The organism is Bacillus nitratireducens (genome assembly GCF_001884135.1).
GTDB classification, from domain to species: Bacteria; Bacillota; Bacilli; order Bacillales; family Bacillaceae_G; genus Bacillus_A; species Bacillus_A nitratireducens.
Window position 1 is genome coordinate 70,361 of sequence record NZ_MAOC01000051.1, and the last position, 18,043, is coordinate 88,403.

Sequence of the window (18,043 nt, forward strand, 5' to 3'; positions counted from 1 at the left end):
GAAATTAAGTTTTCATATCTTCTTTTTATGTTTTTGAGTATATTTCTTACTTTTCGTATAGTTCATAAAAAAACGATAGAGCACCATCTATTTCCAAGTAATAAATTAATTGATATATTAAGAAGTAAAAAAAGGGGCAAAAAATAATGGATACTTGTGCAGATGTTTTAATCGTTATCGATTTACAAAATGGAGTATGTTATAGCGAAGAACACTTATTTGACTTACAAAGCTTACTTTCAAAAGTAAATAAAAGAATTTCTTCATACAGAAAATCAAATAAACCAATCATTTTTGTTCAACATTGCGATGATGATTTAGTACCTGAAAAAGAACTTTGGGCTATTCATGCTGATCTAGATGTTCAAGAACAAGATTTTTTTGTAAGAAAAACACATGCAAATTCATTTTATAAAACAAACTTAAAAGAGATTTTAGATCAATTATCCGTACATCGTATTGAATTCTGTGGTGCCCAAACAGAATTCTGCATGGATGCTACGATTAAATTTGCCCACGGACTAGGATACGAAAACTTCATGGTACAGAAAACAACCTCTACGTTACATAATCCATTTATGTCGGCAAAAGAGACAATTGATTTTTATGAGAATATATGGAACCATAGATTTTTAAAGTTGATAAAAGATGAGCTCTAGAATAAATGACTCAAATATTTAATCATCACCATAAGGAAGCTGATTATAGTCAGCTTCTTTTAACCTGTTCTATATTCTATATATATCATTACAATTCCTTTGTCATATTATTTTAAAAATTTCGTATATTCATTTGAAAGAATAAGAAAATCATGATAAAATTGTGTTACAAATATATCTATATCTTTCAATTTTTAAAACGCATCAAAATTTTCACCCAAAAGTGTCATTTTACAAAACCGTACAAATTTATCTATTTTATTTACATCAGGGTCTCTTTTCTTACAATTTCTTTACTTTAGGACTTTTTTTCTGCAACAACTGTTTTCTTTTCTTTAATTTTTTGGTATGTATAGTATGGTATGGTATAACAGCTCACACGGAGGTGGAAAAGAACATGTTAGAAACCTTTCAAAAAGAAATAGAACTATATGAAAGCAATGCAGAATTATTGAAAGTGCTTGCTCATCCTGTTCGCTTATGTATTGTAAAAGGATTAATTGAACGTGGCCCAAGCAATGTTTCTACAATGTACACTGGCTTAAACATGCCACAATCTACAATTTCACAGCATTTAGCAAAGTTAAAAAGTGCTAAAATCGTTTCTAGTGAAAGAAAAGGATTAGAAATTTACTACAAAGTAGAAAACGAAACAATTATTCAACTCGTTCGTGTATTATTAGGTTAGGGACTAATAGACAGAGAAAAAGAACGTATTCTATATTTTTCATCTCATATCTTTAATATAAATATATATCATGAGAGGAAATATATAATACTACATAAGTCGTATGAAAAAACAAGACACAGAAATATACTGTGTCTTGTTTTTTCATGTTGTTAAATATCGATTCAAATGTAAATTCTTCATATCTTTCGTGTGCATAACAATATCAAAGGCACTTCCTAAGCCTCCGTTCAAAATCATAGAACGAACTGCTCGATTTCGTTTTTGAGTTTCAGAAAAAGGATTCGTATCTTGATGACTCGTAAGATGTTCTAATATTCCTGCCGCTAACAAAAACTCTGATTGCTTCCTGTGCCATATCGTATGAATCCCTTGTAACTCGAAAATCATCTTCAACTCATCCCAATGAACATGGGTAGTTAAATCCATTTCTCCTGGATATGCAAGAGGGTTACGAATTAGCTTATGCTTATAATATCCTCTTAAACTTCCTTCATGATGTGCAGGATGCATCCATTCTTCTTTTGTATAACCATAATCAACTGTAATACATATACCTCGCTGGAACCATTCTGCAATCTCTTCTATATACTCTTCCATTGCAATAGGTACCTCAAATCGCTGCCCCTCTGCAATATGAATATTATATTTCAATAAGTATCGACCAATTCTTTTCTCTACTGGCCTAAATACTTCAGCAAGGTCCCCTTCCTCTGTATACGTGATACGTACTTCATACAAAATTCCATTTCTTTTCTCAACTACTTCAACAGGAAACGCATCAAATAGCTCATTCGAAAAAATAATTCCTTCGAAAGACTCTCCCATTTCAATATACGATGTATAATACGATACATTATCAAATGAGCAAAGACTCTCCTGCTGTAATCTTCTATGAAAAGGGCTCACTTCAACAATTGAATAGTTTAAACTACTAAAGGTTTCCGGAGATAATTGTTTCCATTCTTGTAAAACATCATAGGCAAACCTTCCTGTTCCCCCACCAACCTCACAAATATTTGAAGAAACTTCTCCATTTTCAACAAGCCGAATGAAAAACTTAGCAAAAGTCTTCGCAAAGACAGAAGATACATTACTACTCGTAAAAAAATCTCCTTGCCTCCCAATTTTTTCACGTTCTCTCATATAATATCCATGTCCCTCTGCATATAATACGAGGTTCATATACGTACTGTATGAAATTGAATAATCCTTTTCTTTCCCCATCCATTCCCTTAAAATGAGCTCCATCCCCATAATGACTCCTTATTGTAAAAACGGATTATTTTCTTTTTCAAATCCAATGCTTGTCTCTGGACCATGCCCACATAGCACCGCTGTTTCATCTGGTAATACAAATAATTTCTCTTCAATACTTCCGATTAATTCAGCAAAGCTTCCGCCAGGCAAATCTGTTCTTCCAATACTCATTTGGAATAATACATCACCAGAAAATACGGCATTCGCCTCTTTACAATAATAAGAAATACTTCCTGGAGAATGTCCTGGTGTCTCAAAAATTTCAAAGTTAAAAGAACCGATTGTTAATGTACCTTCTGCATCAATAATTTGATCTGCTGGTTTCGCTGTAATACTGCGGTTCATCATAAAAATTTGTGATCCATTCACAGTTGCATCTCCTAACCAATCCGCTTCTTCTTTATGTACATATACCGGAATACGAAAAGCATCTCTCACGGCATCAACAGCACCAATATGATCAAAGTGAGCATGTGTTAATAAAACCGCAAGGGGCTTTAACTGCGCTTCTTGTAAATATGTAACAAGTTTCTCTCCTTCATGACCAGGATCAAAAATAATACACTCATTTTGATTATTCGTTAAAATATAAGCATTTGTTTGTAATGGGCCTAAAGGCATTTGTGTCCATTTCATATAAAAATCTCCTCCAGTTATTGAACTTACTTTCAATGATACAACATTTCTTTCTCTTAGGAAAAGAAAGGATGCTATCTCGACATTCATTTTTAAAACATGTACAATATAAAAGAGTAAATATTCCAAAAACTCATCGTAAGAAATGAGAAGACAGAGGAGGATATTGTATGGGCCTTGTTATTATTTTTGCGCTAGTCACTCTGTTAGCTGTATTTGCTACGCTTAGAACACTTCGCGAAAAGAACTTTTTCGCGGGCGGTTTTGCAATTGCAACCGTACTCGTTTTCGGATGGTTTACAATCATGACTGTTCTATATAATGGGTACCCTCCAGCAGCTTAATTCATTTACATGGAATTCTTCATCAAGATTTTGCATAAAAAGAGGAAGGGGTGCCCCCTTCCTCTTCTCATATTTCACAACTTATATCATCTTCGCTTCGTATTTGTGCTTTTTTACAAGCCAAGCTCCTCCGATAACACCTGCGTCATTACCAAGTGTCGCAATGGCTAACTTCGTGCTCTTTACAGCGCGTGAGAAAGCATATTGTTCGAAATAGCGTTGAACTGGCTCTAAAAGTGCATCTCCAGCTTTAGACACGCCTCCACCAATAACAATTTTCTCTGGATTCAACGTGCTAGACAGGTTCGCTACAGCTAATCCTAAATAAGAAGCTACTTTTTCTACTACTTCGCCTGCTAGTTCATCACCTTGTCCATGCGCTTCAAACACATCTTTTGATGTAATAAGCCCTTCTTCTGCTAACATAGAACGCAACATGCTCTCTTTATCAGTCTCTTGAATTTTTTGCATGGCAACACGCACAATACCCGTTGCAGATGTTACTGTTTCTAAGCAACCAGACTTCCCGCAATTACACGGGAAAGCATTCTCTGTAACTACTGTAATATGTCCAATCTCGCCAGCAGCTCCACTTATACCGTGTACAATCTCACCATTGGCGATTACACCGCCACCAACACCAGTGCCAAGTGTCATACAGATTAAATCTTTTGCTCCTTCGCCAGCACCTTTCCACATTTCACCAAGCGCCGCTAAGTTTGCATCATTATCAATCACAACAGGTAATCCTGTTTCTACTTCTAATAAATCTTTTAACGGATAGTTTTTCCATCCTAAATTAACCGCTTCATAAATCATTCCAGATGCCACATGTACAGGACCAGGAGCTCCCATACCAACACCAATTAACTTACTTTTTAATTCACCTAACTCTTCTAACTTTTTATCAATAGCTTTCGCTACATCAAGTGTAATATGTTTTCCTTGCTCATTTGTATTCGTAGGGATTTCCCACTTATGTAAAATTTCACCGTACACATTAATAAATGCTAATTTAATCGTTGTACCACCAAGGTCAACCCCAACTAACCATTTCTCTTCCATGTTGCTTACCTACCTTTATCTAATTCTTATTTAGCTCTTTTTGAATTTCTTGCTTCAATAAAAATAAAGCTGTTTGATAGTCTTGTGGATCGATTAACTGTGATTGATTTAATTCACGCAATTCATCTTGCATTAATTGTAAATCTGCAATTCGATCACCCGTATAAATAATCGTACCAAATTTCTTTAGCAATTGTTGAATATCATAAATGGATATCATTTCATCACCCTCAATGCTTACTTACTATAAAAAACTATAATAAGAAAACGTTCACATATTTTATTATAATCAAGAAGAAAAAGTCTCGTCAATTTTTATTTGTCTATACAAGCCCATTTATAACCATTGTTCCTTTTTCTGTAATAATTTTTTCTACATTTTTATCAAATGGTTCAACAGGAATATGTTTTACCATTTGAAAATCATAAGCTAATGATAGCGTTTTCCCTTTATAATGCACGAGATAACGATCATAGTAGCCACCGCCATATCCAATCCGTTCCCCTCGCCGCGTATAGGCTACTCCTGGCACGATAAGAAGATCAATTTCACACGCATTCACTTCTTCCGTAAACGCTGGAATCGGTTCACGTAAATCCATATATACTGTTTCTAATTGATCAAAATTACTAATTTTTCGGAAAGACATCGTTCTTGTCCCTTTATTACACTTTGGAACAACAATTTTCTTTCCTTCTTCCCAAGCTTTTTCGATAATAGGATATGTATTCACTTCATGTTCCATCGAGAGAGTGATTCCAATTGTTTTAGCTTCAATCCACTCTTTTTGTCCATACAACGAAACTGCAATTTGTTCCGATAAAGTTGTATACTGTTCTTCAGATAAAGAATTCATGCGTTCTATTATTTGTTTACGTAAACGTATTTTCTCTTCTTTCACACACTTTTCCCCCTTACAGTGACACTTTACTCTACGAGGATAGTGTATCACTTTTACATAGGAATCGCATAAAAAAAAGAAACAGTAGGAAAATATTCCTACTGCTTACTTTGTTTCACGGTGTAACGTAGACTTCTTGTCACGCTTGCAATACTTTTTAAGCTCGATACGCTCAGCGTTGTTACGTTTATTTTTCTTTGAGATATAGTTACGATCTCCGCATTCTGTACATGCTAGAGTAATATTCACACGCATTCTTATTTCCCTCCAGTACTAATAACTTAAATCAGACTATACCATAATACCACTTTTAAAATAAAAATTCTACACCTTTTGATATTGTCTAATTTTTTCTATAAGATTTTTCATGTTTTCCCTTGCTATTACTGGGTTTCTAGCATGTGAATACACTAAAAATTTTGGTTGTTTTGCGTCAGAAACGATATAAGACCACTCTTTTTCTGTATATTTGAACTGTACTCCTTCTAATATCCCGTCTTCTTTTCTTTCCATGTCAGCCAATAATTTCCGCATTACTTTCCCTTTTTCCTTCCACGAACACACAACTTCATCGCAAAGTAAATAGAGCGGAGGTGATTGCTCTAATATGCTGAGAAATGTTTTTTCCTGCAGTGCTATTAACTCAAATAATTTTCCTATTCGATATAAAATATCTCGCTTCCATCTTATTTGAAAAGACTTTTTTTCATCATGCATATAAAATAGAAGGTAACAACCGCCCAATTTCAAAGACATTGGGTAAATTTTACCTGCTGATTCGAATAATAAATCAGGAATATCTACTTCTTCAAAATCAGTTCCTTGGTAAATATTACTATGATTATCATATAAATCGAATTGATTTCCTTGTTCAGAAAACATAAGCGCCATATTCGCTTTACTCGATTTCATCAAAGCTTTCACATGATCTTTTTGTCCCCCCGCATAAATCCATGTAACTGTGCACCCAAGCCTTTGCAGAAAGAGAATAAGTAACTGTTGTAACATATCATTTCTCTTATTAATAAGAAGATGAAACTTCTGTTTTTGTATTTTCTCTATATCAATGTGTTCTAATACTGCTTCTATATAATTATTTAAAGAAACATGAACCTGCTTACTTCGTCCCATTTCTTTCTCACATACGTAACGAAACGACTCAGACATATATAGTTGTTCGATCGTTTTTTGCTGCTTATACGATAACATTCCATCCCTGCCATACATCTTTATAACAATCCCTCTATCACTTTCCACTTGAATAAAAACCCCACCTGCACAGTTCAAATTATGAATGGCATACTGAAAAAGTGACTCGTTCATTTCTTTACATTCCATCGTATGAATCCCAATACCATGAATAGCATGGAGGAATAAGTTTTTATAGGACGTTGTTTCTATATTTTCTTGACTTCCGATTAATATACTCTCTCCTTTTACAAAAAGAGAACCATAAGCCATTGCGGCTTTCACAATAAATTGAGGGGTAATCTCAACATTGCCTCTTCCTACAATCCGGCTTTTTTGTAACCATCCTGCCCCCTTTTCACTCTCTTGAACACCAGCAGAGCCTACTATTGAATGACTATCTATCACCTTATATGGCCATAGTTTTCCTTTTTGCTTAATTACTGTACTTTTCCCTATATGGCAATGGTCCGCTACGATACTTTTTTGAAAAAGTGTAACATCATCTTCAACCATTGTATGCTCTCCAATTGTTGTTTCTAGCAACTCACAATATTTTCCGATACGGGCGTTTGCAAAAACGATGCTTTTTTGAAGATGAGAATAACTTGAAACCATACTATTTTTCCCTATAATAGAGTACGGTTCAATTACAGCCCCCGCACCAATTATTGCGCCTTCTCCAATAAAAGAAGGACCATGAATTTTCGTCCCTTTTCCTATCGTTACGCCTTCTCCCATCCACACCATTGGTAATACTTCTGTATATGGAATAGGCACCTTCAATTTTTTCGTCAACAAATCGAATTGAGCTTGCCGATATTGATCAAATGTACCAATATCTAGCCAATAGTCTTCTGATAAATATGCAAATAACGCATTTTTATTTGCCAATAATGGAAATACATCATGACTGAAATCAAAAAATTCCATGGATGGTATGTAAGAAAAAATTTCCGGCTCCATTATATAAATACCTGTATTCACAACATTAGAAACTACCTCATTCCAACTCGGTTTTTCTATATATCGTATAATTTCTTGTTCTTTATTCGTTACAACTAACCCAAATGAGAGTGGATTTTCTACTTCTTTCACAAACATCGTTACCATTCTCTTCTTCTGTTCATGAAATGCAATTCCTTCTGATAATTGAAAATCAGTTAATGCATCCCCACTAATAACAACAAATGTTTCATCTAAAAAACTTTCCGCCTGCTTAATACTCCCTGCGGTTCCAAGTGGGGGAGAGTCTTCAAAATAATACAAGTTAACTCCCCATTTACTACCATCACCAAAGTGCTGCTTAATAGCTGTACTCATATATTGAACGGTAATTGCAATTTCACGAATGCCATGCTGACGTAATAATTCAATATTATATTCAAGAACTGGCTTTTCTAACAATGGTAACATCGGTTTTGGAGTATTACATGTTAATGGTCTAAGGCGTCTTCCCTTTCCTCCAGCTAAAATAACCCCCTTCATATACTTCAGCCTCCACTTATATAATGTTCAAGAACTCCGTATACCACATGTATATCATTTATCCCGCATTAACTGCCCACAAATAGCAGGATAAATAAATGTACCTTTTAATCCTAGCAAAAAAGAAAGCGCTTACCATTAACTTAGCAAAATATTTAATAAGATGTAATTAACACATATGTACTTATTTTTCCATTAATTATGATACATCTTATCATCATAAACTAAAGGAAACAACGAGCTTTTTTTGTCATGTTTTGACTAAAAAAAGCAGGTGACTTCTCATCACCTACTCTTTTCCTACTCATTCAATAAATAATGCTTTCCTTTTACTAAATAAAATACATTCTCAGCAATATTTGTAACATGGTCTGCTACACGCTCAATATATCTTGCAACAAAGGATAGTTGTGTAATTTGTGTAATCGCTTCTGGTTGTCCAGGGATAGAGGAAATAAATTCACGAATCGCCTTTCCATAAATTTCATCAACTGAATCATCCATTTCAGCAATTTGTCTAGCAAAAGCTAAATTTTCTTGCTCGTATGCTTCTAATGCTAAATTTAACATTTCATGAGCAATCTCAAACATTTCATCAAGATTCTGCAAGCTAACAACCACTTCTTTTTCTCCAAGGCGAATTGTTGATTTCGCAATATTAACAGCGTGGTCTGCAATACGTTCTAAATCTGTCGCTGTTTTAATTGAAATGAAAATTCTTCGTAAATCACTTGCTACAGGCTGCTGCTTTGTAATAAGCATAAGCGCAAGATCATTTATTTCTTCTTCTAAATTATCCATACGATAATCACCATCAATGACCTCTAACGCTTTCTCTACATCTCTTTTGTGAAGTCCTTCCATAGCAATCAATAGAGCTTCCCTTGCTAATTCACCAAGTTCAACTACCTTTTGCTGTAACGTTTTTAAATCACATTGAAACTGTTCTCTTACCATTGCTTCTTCCCCCTCAATATTATGTGCATTATATATAAAGTGAAACTTTAATCAGTGGGGGGTTTTGTTCATCCCCACTGATTATCAGCCCTCACCAATCGGGCGTTTACGGGCAGCCCGACTCCCACCTAACTTCTTTGCTTCATCCGAATTTTGAGGTGGGAGTTTTACTGCCCGTTAATGCGGGATAAATCCCCTCCCCAGCCTCTTGTACGTTTATTAAGCCTTGAGAAAAGAGAAATATTACTCCCCCTATTTAAAATGAGGTGAAAGTGAGAAATGCCCTCTATTAAGAGGGCATTTACTCTTAGCCTTACAACGATATCAACCAAATCGTCCTGTAATGTAGTCTTCTGTTCGCTTGTCTGCAGGTGTTGTAAATAATTTATTTGTATCTGTATATTCCACAACTTCTCCACTTAAGAAGAAGGCAGTTTTATCTGAAATACGTGCTGCTTGTTGCATATTGTGCGTTACAATAACAATACTAAAATCTTTCTTTAACTCCTGAATTAGTTCTTCTACTTTTAATGTTGAAATTGGATCTAACGCTGATGTTGGTTCATCCATTAAAATTACGTCTGGCTCAATCGCTAAGCAGCGTGCAATACATAGACGTTGTTGCTGCCCACCAGATAAACCATATGCATTATCGTGCAAACGATCTTTTAACTCATCCCAAATGGCTGCTCCGCGCAAGCTTTTTTCAACGATTTCATCAAGTGTTTTTTTGTCACGAACACCATGAATTTTCGGTCCATATGCTACATTTTCATAAATAGATTTCGGGAATGGATTTGGCTTTTGGAACACCATACCCACATGCGTACGTAATTCTTCAACCGGATATGATTTATCGAATATATTTCGTTCTCTATATTCGATAACTCCAGTAGTTCGAACGATAGGTACTAACTCTACCATACGATTTAGCGTTTTTAAGTATGTTGATTTCCCGCAACCACTTGGACCGATAATCGCTGTTACTTCATTCTCATGAATACTTAAGTTGATATCTTTTAAAGCATGGTCTTCTCCGTACCATAAATTTAAATTTTTCGTATCAAACACTACTTTTTTTGGTGCTGTCTCAATCTTCTTCTCATTTTTCACCTGTACATTTACTACTGTTGCTACCATTTGAATTCCCCTTTCATCCACTTCCAACTTATTTTCGATTTCGTAACCATAAGACAAATATATTTATAAAGAGCAACAATCCTAGCAAAACAATCATCCCAGCTGCTGCTACATACTGAAATTCTTCTTGTGGTCTACTCATCCAATTAAAAATTTGAATTGGTAAAACCGTAAATCTATCGAACATACTAAACGGAACATAATTTGCAAATGCAAGTGCCCCAATAACTAACAACGGCGCTGCTTCTCCAATCGCTCTCGATACCGCTAACGTACATCCCGTTAAAATCCCTGGCAAAGCTACTGGCAGTACAATTTGATACATCGTTTGCCATTTCGTAGCACCTAATCCGTAAGAAGCTTCTAATAAAGAACTTGGTACAGATCGAATCGCTTCTTGGCTAGCCACAACAACCGTTGGTAAGACGAGTAAACTCATCGTCAGTGCCGCTGCGATTATGCTCTCTCCCAAATGGAGAGCGTATACGAAAATAGTTAACCCGAGTAAACCAAACACAACGGAAGGTACCCCTGCTAATGTTTGATTATTCAATTCTATTAACTTTTTAAAAACAGACTCTTTCGCATAATGCTCTAAATAAAGAGCTGTTCCGACTCCAAATATAAAGGAGACCGGTATAACAATACTCATAAATAATATTGTTCCTGACAAAGCAGCAACAATCCCAGCTTCTTTCGGATTACGTGAAGCGAAGTTTGTAAAAAAATCTATTGAAAGATAACTCATACCTTTTTCAAAAATTTGAAACAACAAAATAAACAAAATTACGATTGAAAACAAAATTGCTATATAAAATAATGATTTGTAAATTCTATCTTTTAAAAAACGTGATGCCATATTTTCTTGTACTTTTTTATGGTTTAACATTCGCATATTATGTCCCCCTCCTAAAACGGCGCATAATATACTGCGAAATGATGTTCATAATAAAAGTAAACATGAATAAAGTCGCACCTACAGCATACATGCTGTAATAAGTAAGCGTTCCATGCGGAGCATCCCCTAAACTCACTTGTACAATATAAGCTGTTAATGTTTGAATGGAATGAGTCGGATCTATCGATACATTAGGTGTTGATCCGGCTGCAATAACAACAATCATTGTTTCACCAATCGCCCGAGAAGCTGCCAATATAATCGCTGCCATAATGCCCGTAAAAGCTGATGGAAATACTATTTGTTTTACCATCTCAAAACGAGTTGCCCCTAGCCCTAGTGAAGCTTCTTTAATTCCTTTCGCTACAGCTCTCATTGCATCTTCAGAAAGAGAGGCAACCGTAGGTACCATCATAAATCCAATCACAATGCCTGGGCTAATAGCATTAAAAAACTGCAAATCTGGTATGACCCGTTGTAAAAGTGGCGTAACAATTGTTAATGCGAAAAAACCATATACAATTGTTGGGATACCTGCTAGTAGCTCTAACAACGGTTTTAATATTTTCCGGGCACCATTTGAAGCATATTCGCTCAAAAATATGGCACACCCTAAACCGATTGGAATTGCTACAACCATAGCAATTGCTGTTACAAGAATTGTTCCACATATAAGTGGTAATATACCGAATTTAGGATCTTCAAAAAAAGGTAACCATTCTTGCTCCGTCAAAAAGGAGTATAATGATATTTTTTGAAAAAACATGATTGTTTCATTAGCCAACGTAAAAATAATTCCAAGTGTCGTCACTATAGACACGCTAGCAATTATTTTTAGTAATAACGGAACTATTCGATTGATTCGCTGCGCTTTTTTTCTTCTATTTGTATTTCTCTCAATCAAATGTTGTACAGAAAATGTAATTTGACTTTTGTCATTATGAGCCAAAGATGAAAACCCCTTTCCACCCTGACATTACCTTTTTATTTCTGTTAACATTCGCAGCTGTTCATTGTATTTTTTTTTTGGCAATTTTACATATCCGACCTCTTCAGCGAGGTTGCCAACATGTTTAATCATAAACTCAACATAATTTGCTACATTCATTTTATTTCGGATAGATGCATCATTTACATAAGTAAATAGCGGTCTAGCTAAAGGCTTATACGCACCTGACTGAATGGTCTCTTTCGTTGGAAATACACCATTCACCTTGATTGCTTTCACCTTATCTCGGTTAGCCATATAATAAGCATATCCTACAAAAGCAATGGCATTTTTATCATTCATTACCCCTTGCATAATCACTTGATCGTCTTCAGACAAAGAGACCGTTTTTACAAGGCGACTATTTTGTAAGACAATATTTTGAAAATAATCATAAGTACCAGAGTCTACGCCTGGCGCATAAAATTTAATTTGTTCACGTGGCCATGATGAATGAATTTGCGACCATCGTTTTGAACTTCCATCTTCACCCCATAGTAGACGTAACTCGTCTATCGTTATATTGTTTACCCACGTATTTTGACGATTCACAACAATCGTAAGACCATCATAAGCAACCTCAAATGGCGTAAATTGAATGGAGTTTTTCTTCATTGCATTTTCTTCTACACGCTTCATCACTCTCGAAGCATTGTTTATATCTACTTCTCCTTTACTGAAACGATTAAACCCTCCTCCTGTTCCAGAAATACTAATAGAAATTTTCACGTTTGGATGAGCCTTTGTATATTCCTCTGCTACTGCCTCTATAATAGGAAAAACCGTTGAGGATCCATCAACTCTCACTTCTCCCATTTCATTTGTAGCGAATGCAGTAGACATGTTATAACAAAGAATACATGCCGATAATGTCAAAACCTTAATCGATACACTCATCCATTTCACGTGTTCTTCCTCCTAGAAGTAACCGGAAATAACAGGATTACAGATATAAGAATACTGCTAAACTATTAATTCGGTTTTAATTGTTTGTAAAAGTTTTGTAAAGTTCCACAAAAACAAATGTATACAGCAATTTGTTTTTCATTTTTGCACTTTAGATGCAGTAAATTTTCTAATCATCCATAAACTGCTATCTCCTAGCACATAACACAAATTTAAAGCGTATGCACCAATCTTGTTGTATTCATCTTTTTTGAAACTACATGTTTTTTCAACAGTTTACGCTTGTCCACATTTACTAAACCATATGCATAAAGCATAAAAAAAAGCACACTATCTTTTCAGATAGTGTGCTTTTTTTACAACTTTTTTATTCATCATCTTGTGTATTACTTTTTTTCTCTTTTTCATCTTTTGGAGCTTCACCAGTTAATGCTTGTTTTTTCAAATCATAGTAAGCGTCCATAATTTCACGACTGATATATCCATTAATTCCTGTTTTATCATCATGTACCCATGGGACAACAACAGAAAATGCTACTTCTGGATCTTCAAGTGGCGCATAACCTACTAATGTTAAGTTATATGTTTCAACACGCTCACCTTTTGCATTTCTACCAATCTCTTTATCTCCGCCATATACAGTTTGAGCTGTACCTGTCTTCCCAGCTGCTTTATATGGTGCACCTGCAAAGTATTTTGTAGCTGTACCACCTGTATCGTTAAACACTTGTCTAAATCCTTCTTGAACACGTTTAATTTGTGATTCAGGCATATCAACACGGTTTAATACTTTCGGTTCAATCGATTGAACAACTTTTCCAACTTCCTCTGGCTTCGCCGATGGCTGACGAATTTCCTTTACAACTTGAGGTTGCATACGATATCCACCATTTGCAATCGTCGAAATATATTGCGCTAATTGAAGCGGTGTATACGTATCATACTGCCCGATTGATAAATCTAATAAGAAACCTGGTTGATTTCCTTTACCTATTTGACCAGCAGTTTCATTTGGCAAATCAATTCCTGTTTTTACACCAAGTCCAAACTGACCAAAATAGTAACGCATAGTATCGAACGCACTTTTCGGAATATCTAACGTACCGCCTCGTACATATGGAACCCCAGCGATATTCATCGCTGTTTTAAACATATAAACGTTTGAAGACTGTTTTAACGCTGTAAGGTCATTAATATACCCCATCTGTTTCCAAGATGACTTCGTAGGTGTCCCTTTTAATTTAATCGGTTCATCTAACTGTACAGCTCCAGGTTGAATCGCGCCAGTTTGATACCCAGTAAGTACTGTCGCACCTTTTACAGTTGAACCCATCGGATAAGAACTTGTCATCGTTCCTAATGCAAAATCCTCTACTTTCGTTTCGCCGTCTTTATTCACTAATTGTTTCCCTGCCATAGATAAAACTTCACCATTTTTCGGGTTCATCATTACAACGAATGCACGGTCTAAAAGAGGTTCGCTCCCTTTAAATCTCATTAAGTTTTTTGTAAGTATTTCTTCTACGCGCTTTTGTAATTCCATATCGATTGTTAAATTCAGGTCGTTACCTCGTTGTCCTTGTGACACATTAATAGTTTCTAAAATATTACCCTCTTTATCTGTAACATTTCTAACTTCAGCTTTTGTGCCGTGTAGACTATCTTCATATTGTTGCTCAAGGTAACTTTTCCCTACGCGATCGTTACGATTATAATCACGAACAAGGTAGTAATCTAGTCGTTCTCTCGGCAACCCTTCATCAGAAGAAGTTACACCACCAAGTACACTTCGGAACATATCGTCATATTTATATTTTCGCTCCCAGTCAACATTTGTATCTACGCCTGGTAATTTCGCTAAATTTTCACTAATAATCGCGTATTCTTCTTCTGTTGCACCTTTTTTAACGATTTGCGGCGTCATTGCATATCCGCTTTCCATCTTACTTTTAATCGCCAATATTTCTAAATCTTTTGCTGAAAGTTGATTAATCTCTTCTTCTGTTACACGATTTCGTTGACGTTCATCTAGTTCTTTATCGTCAATTTTATTCACTTTAAACTCTTCACGATCTTTTTTTGTGATTTTCGCTTCTGCTTCTTCTTTATGTAAAGCAAGCCAATAATCTTTTTTATCGCGATCCGTTAACTTATCTGTTGGGACTTCAATTAAATCTGCTAGCTTTTTCGCCGTTTCTAAGCGATCTGCTGCAGTTGATCCCTTCATTTTTGTAAATGTAATTGTACGAACAGGCTCATTATCTACGACCGCTTCTCCATTACGATCAAATATTTTCCCACGCGGTACAGGATTACTTATCGTTGAATTTTCTTTCTTCTCAACTTCATTTTTATATTCCTCACCACGAACAATTTGTACGTATCCAAGCCTTACAATAACCGCGGAGAACATTAAAAACACGCAAAAAAACAACACGTTTAACCGAAAGGGAACGTGGGTCTTTTTCTTTTGTTGTTTCTGCTTCTTGCTCATACAAACCCCCTCTACCAACAGCTATGTAATGTGAAAGGGACACCTTCATACAGGTGCCCTCACTGCTGTCTTACATCTTTTTCTATTCTAGCATAAAACATACGATAAGTTAACCTTCTGGTTCAGTTTGATTCTGCGTGCTTCCTTGCGCTACAACACTGGTTTTGTTCACATTCCCCTCATCATATTTGACATTTTTAACTGCAAAATAAATAAGAAAATGTCCAGCTCCTAAAATACATAGTAAGAAAGGTAAACTTTTTTCAGGCGGAAAAAATATGACAGCACATAAAAAACTTAAAATGGAACAAATTCTTCCAGCATTTAACCATAATTCCCTGACCACTATATATTCTACACGCCATTCTCTCGCCTGTTTTGCTCTACCAATTACATCGTATGTCATGGAGCCATACGGAACGAGTAAAATAGGATATGCGACCGCAATACATGCTGCATAAATAAGTAATTTCGTATATGTAACATTAAAAATAACTAAAAATACAACCGCGTATAAAATAATACCACCAAGTAAAATTGCTTTTTTTCGCCATTCTTTCTTTAACATACGAGCAACTAAATAATAGCATACAAATGATACTGCAGAATTCACTAAACTATATTTCCCTAGTGCTAACTCGCTACCAGATGCTAAATAGACGTATACCGAAATAACGAAAATAAACGTTCCCTCTCTCAAACCTTGGAAGAAATGAGCGCGCGTAATTCTTCCCCAGTTTTTATCAACTTGCCGCTCTTTCAATACTTGCACAATTTCATAGCGCCCTTCACATTCTCTCTTCGATAGAAAAAAGCTTAGAACGACAGCAACCGCAAATAGCATTAACGAGAGGAAGAAAACGACAGTATAACCGCTCCATTTTTCCATACGTGAAATTGTATATCCTGCAGCTATCGGTCCAATCATTCCAGAGAACGATGTAAGAAGTCCGAGAAAACCGTTAAAAAAATCTCTTGTTTCTGGTTCTGTAATCTCAAATGTCAACAAGTTAAAAGCGAGCCAATAAAAACCATAACCAACTCCTAAAAGGGCTCCCATTAGTAAAATATAGTGAGATGCACTTTTTCCCGCTACTAAAACGACGATAAAAAAAACAGCTAACGTGCCTACACCTATTCGCAATAAAATCGAGCGATCAATACGTTTCGCTAATTTCCCGCCCACAAGAAATGTTAGAGGTTGCAATACAACGCTGGCCAAATTATACAAGCCCAAATTTACATAATTTTGTGTTTGCTTCCATAAATAAATGTTTACAAACGTATTCGATAAAGAAATTGCGAGCGTGTATAAACCTCCTATAACGAGCAATAATACTAAGTCCCGATTCACTTCAACATCACCAATTACATGTTTCCACTTCATACACAACTCTCCTTTACTTCATGTTCTAGTCTTCCAAAGACAAGCTCAATTATGTAAAAGGAGAGCATAGAAAAAAGCTAGGAGAAAACTCCTAGCTTTTTTCTAGCTGTATTAACTTTAATTATTTTGCTTCTTGGTAAAGTTTTTCAGCAACGTTCCAATCTACAACGTTCCAGAATGCACCGATGTAGTCAGGACGACGGTTTTGGTAATTTAAGTAGTAAGCATGCTCCCAAACATCTAAACCGATAACTGGAGTTTTACCTTCAGTTAGAGGAGAATCTTGGTTTGGAGTGCTTGTTACTTCTAACTCACCATTGTTTACTACTAACCAAGCCCAACCAGAACCGAAGCGAGTTGCGCCAGCTTTTGCGAATTCTTCTTTGAATGCATCGAAGCTACCGAATTTCGCTTCAATCGCAGTTGCAAGTTCGCCTACTGGTTGTCCTCCGCCGTTTGGAGATAGGATTGTCCAGAAGAATGTATGGTTAGCATGTCCGCCACCATTGTTACGTACTGCTGTACGGATTGCTTCAGGTACTTCGTTTAAGTTTGCAACTAATTCTTCAACGCTTTTGTCAGCTAATTCTGCATGACCTTCTAAAGCAGCGTTTAAGTTTGTAATATACGTGTTGTGATGTTTCGTATGATGGATGTTCATTGTTTCTTTATCAAAGTGAGGTTCTAAAGCATCATACGCATAAGGTAAATTTGGTAATTCGTGTTTTGCCATTGTTATATTCCTCCCGGTTTATGTATTGTCACTACATATGTGACCTACAACTTCATTCTACCCTAATTGCCATAGGGTGCAAACAAATAAATCGCTTTGTCTTGCTATCATTAAAGTAGCAAAATTCCCACTTCTTTTCAATTAAAATGCTCATATATTCCGTAAAAAAAGCTTCCTTCTACAAGGAAGCTTCCTGCTGACATAATAAACATATGAAATGGATATGGACCCTGTAGGACTCGAACCTACGACCGGACGGTTATGAGCCGTCTGCTCTAACCAGCTGAGCTAAGGGTCCACAATTATGTAT

18 protein-coding genes and 1 tRNA gene are annotated in these 18,043 nt (G+C 35.7%); 3 read left to right on the forward strand and 16 right to left on the reverse strand.

What is annotated here, in order from left to right:
* Window positions 1-146: 146 nt before the first annotated feature.
* Both BAU23_RS16270 and BAU23_RS16275 read left to right on the forward strand, forming a co-directional pair.
* Window positions 147-659, forward strand: a complete 513-nt coding sequence (locus BAU23_RS16270; RefSeq protein ID WP_016130255.1) for a cysteine hydrolase family protein — start codon at window positions 147-149, stop codon at window positions 657-659.
* Window positions 660-1,056: 397 nt separating this feature from the next.
* On the forward strand, window positions 1,057-1,347 hold the full coding sequence (locus BAU23_RS16275; RefSeq protein ID WP_000894375.1) for an ArsR/SmtB family transcription factor: 291 nt from the start codon (window positions 1,057-1,059) through the stop codon (window positions 1,345-1,347).
* 144 nt (window positions 1,348-1,491) lie between these two features.
* On the opposite strand, the gene BAU23_RS16280 is transcribed toward BAU23_RS16275, so the two are convergent.
* Both BAU23_RS16280 and BAU23_RS16285 read right to left on the reverse strand, forming a co-directional pair.
* A complete protein-coding gene (locus BAU23_RS16280; RefSeq protein WP_000525130.1) occupies window positions 1,492-2,604 on the reverse strand; it encodes a class I SAM-dependent methyltransferase in 1,113 nt (370 codons plus the stop codon).
* 9 nt (window positions 2,605-2,613) lie between these two features.
* Entirely contained in the window at window positions 2,614-3,243 is a 630-nt protein-coding gene (locus tag BAU23_RS16285; protein ID WP_000872320.1) for an MBL fold metallo-hydrolase, read from the reverse strand.
* A 170-nt stretch (window positions 3,244-3,413) separates the two neighbouring features.
* Here BAU23_RS16285 and BAU23_RS16290 point away from each other — a divergent pair, with 170 nt between their 5' ends.
* Window positions 3,414-3,587: a DUF2759 domain-containing protein gene (locus BAU23_RS16290; protein ID WP_000524846.1), complete on the forward strand. Its 174-nt coding sequence runs from the start codon at window positions 3,414-3,416 to the stop codon at window positions 3,585-3,587.
* A gap of 81 nt (window positions 3,588-3,668) precedes the next feature.
* Here the strand turns inward: BAU23_RS16290 and glcK are convergent, their stop codons facing one another.
* From glcK to BAU23_RS16360, 14 genes are all read right to left on the reverse strand, one after another.
* Entirely contained in the window at window positions 3,669-4,652 is a 984-nt protein-coding gene (gene glcK / locus BAU23_RS16295; protein WP_000391717.1) for a glucokinase, read from the reverse strand.
* Window positions 4,653-4,671: 19 nt separating this feature from the next.
* On the reverse strand, window positions 4,672-4,872 hold the full coding sequence (locus BAU23_RS16300; protein ID WP_000623706.1) for a YqgQ family protein: 201 nt from the start codon (window positions 4,870-4,872) through the stop codon (window positions 4,672-4,674).
* Window positions 4,873-4,975: 103 nt separating this feature from the next.
* On the reverse strand, window positions 4,976-5,554 hold the full coding sequence (locus tag BAU23_RS16305; protein WP_000656843.1) for a 5-formyltetrahydrofolate cyclo-ligase: 579 nt from the start codon (window positions 5,552-5,554) through the stop codon (window positions 4,976-4,978).
* Between the two features lie 105 nt (window positions 5,555-5,659).
* Window positions 5,660-5,809, reverse strand: coding sequence for a 50S ribosomal protein L33 (gene rpmG, locus BAU23_RS16310; protein WP_001265616.1), 150 nt, complete (start codon window positions 5,807-5,809; stop codon window positions 5,660-5,662).
* Window positions 5,810-5,878: 69 nt separating this feature from the next.
* Window positions 5,879-8,230 (reverse strand): sugar phosphate nucleotidyltransferase, encoded by a 2,352-nt coding sequence (locus BAU23_RS16315; protein ID WP_000679291.1) that lies wholly within the window; start codon window positions 8,228-8,230, stop codon window positions 5,879-5,881.
* Between the two features lie 300 nt (window positions 8,231-8,530).
* Window positions 8,531-9,187: a phosphate signaling complex protein PhoU gene (phoU, locus tag BAU23_RS16320; RefSeq protein ID WP_000251237.1), complete on the reverse strand. Its 657-nt coding sequence runs from the start codon at window positions 9,185-9,187 to the stop codon at window positions 8,531-8,533.
* Window positions 9,188-9,511: 324 nt separating this feature from the next.
* Entirely contained in the window at window positions 9,512-10,327 is an 816-nt protein-coding gene (pstB, locus tag BAU23_RS16325) for a phosphate ABC transporter ATP-binding protein (RefSeq protein ID WP_000226692.1), read from the reverse strand.
* Between the two features lie 28 nt (window positions 10,328-10,355).
* Entirely contained in the window at window positions 10,356-11,222 is an 867-nt protein-coding gene (pstA, locus tag BAU23_RS16330) for a phosphate ABC transporter permease PstA (protein WP_001242567.1), read from the reverse strand.
* A gap of 1 nt (window position 11,223) precedes the next feature.
* The gene (gene pstC, locus BAU23_RS16335) at window positions 11,224-12,174 is read right to left on the reverse strand and encodes a phosphate ABC transporter permease subunit PstC (protein ID WP_000940922.1); all 951 of its coding nucleotides are present in this window, start codon (window positions 12,172-12,174) and stop codon (window positions 11,224-11,226) included.
* 27 nt (window positions 12,175-12,201) lie between these two features.
* Window positions 12,202-13,119 carry a PstS family phosphate ABC transporter substrate-binding protein gene (locus tag BAU23_RS16340; RefSeq protein WP_016130257.1) on the reverse strand — a complete coding sequence of 306 codons (918 nt, stop codon included), beginning with the start codon at window positions 13,117-13,119 and terminating at the stop codon, window positions 12,202-12,204.
* Window positions 13,120-13,486: 367 nt separating this feature from the next.
* Window positions 13,487-15,613 (reverse strand): peptidoglycan D,D-transpeptidase FtsI family protein, encoded by a 2,127-nt coding sequence (locus tag BAU23_RS16345; protein ID WP_000038996.1) that lies wholly within the window; start codon window positions 15,611-15,613, stop codon window positions 13,487-13,489.
* Between the two features lie 109 nt (window positions 15,614-15,722).
* On the reverse strand, window positions 15,723-17,000 hold the full coding sequence (locus BAU23_RS16350) for an MFS transporter (RefSeq protein ID WP_000871394.1): 1,278 nt from the start codon (window positions 16,998-17,000) through the stop codon (window positions 15,723-15,725).
* A gap of 121 nt (window positions 17,001-17,121) precedes the next feature.
* Window positions 17,122-17,733, reverse strand: a complete 612-nt coding sequence (sodA, locus tag BAU23_RS16355; protein ID WP_001052033.1) for a superoxide dismutase [Mn] — start codon at window positions 17,731-17,733, stop codon at window positions 17,122-17,124.
* A gap of 224 nt (window positions 17,734-17,957) precedes the next feature.
* A tRNA-Ile gene (locus tag BAU23_RS16360) sits at window positions 17,958-18,031 on the reverse strand.
* Window positions 18,032-18,043 lie beyond the last annotated feature (12 nt).

Bases quoted from the DNA above. Each gene is read 5' to 3' on its own strand.
- BAU23_RS16315 (WP_000679291.1), bottom strand. From the start codon at position 8,230: ATGAAGGGGGTTATTTTAGCTGGAGGAAAGGGAAGACGCCTTAGACCA.
- BAU23_RS16300 (WP_000623706.1), bottom strand. From the start codon at position 4,872: ATGATATCCATTTATGATATTCAACAATTGCTAAAGAAATTTGGTACG.
- BAU23_RS16290 (WP_000524846.1), top strand. From the start codon at position 3,414: ATGGGCCTTGTTATTATTTTTGCGCTAGTCACTCTGTTAGCTGTATTT.
- pstB (WP_000226692.1), bottom strand. From the start codon at position 10,327: ATGGTAGCAACAGTAGTAAATGTACAGGTGAAAAATGAGAAGAAGATT.
- BAU23_RS16350 (WP_000871394.1), bottom strand. From the start codon at position 17,000: ATGAAGTGGAAACATGTAATTGGTGATGTTGAAGTGAATCGGGACTTA.
- BAU23_RS16275 (WP_000894375.1), top strand. From the start codon at position 1,057: ATGTTAGAAACCTTTCAAAAAGAAATAGAACTATATGAAAGCAATGCA.
- phoU (WP_000251237.1), bottom strand. From the start codon at position 9,187: ATGGTAAGAGAACAGTTTCAATGTGATTTAAAAACGTTACAGCAAAAG.
- BAU23_RS16285 (WP_000872320.1), bottom strand. From the start codon at position 3,243: ATGAAATGGACACAAATGCCTTTAGGCCCATTACAAACAAATGCTTAT.
- glcK (WP_000391717.1), bottom strand. From the start codon at position 4,652: ATGGAAGAGAAATGGTTAGTTGGGGTTGACCTTGGTGGTACAACGATT.
- pstA (WP_001242567.1), bottom strand. From the start codon at position 11,222: ATGCGAATGTTAAACCATAAAAAAGTACAAGAAAATATGGCATCACGT.
- BAU23_RS16345 (WP_000038996.1), bottom strand. From the start codon at position 15,613: ATGAGCAAGAAGCAGAAACAACAAAAGAAAAAGACCCACGTTCCCTTT.
- BAU23_RS16270 (WP_016130255.1), top strand. From the start codon at position 147: ATGGATACTTGTGCAGATGTTTTAATCGTTATCGATTTACAAAATGGA.
- rpmG (WP_001265616.1), bottom strand. From the start codon at position 5,809: ATGCGTGTGAATATTACTCTAGCATGTACAGAATGCGGAGATCGTAAC.
- BAU23_RS16280 (WP_000525130.1), bottom strand. From the start codon at position 2,604: ATGGGGATGGAGCTCATTTTAAGGGAATGGATGGGGAAAGAAAAGGAT.
- sodA (WP_001052033.1), bottom strand. From the start codon at position 17,733: ATGGCAAAACACGAATTACCAAATTTACCTTATGCGTATGATGCTTTA.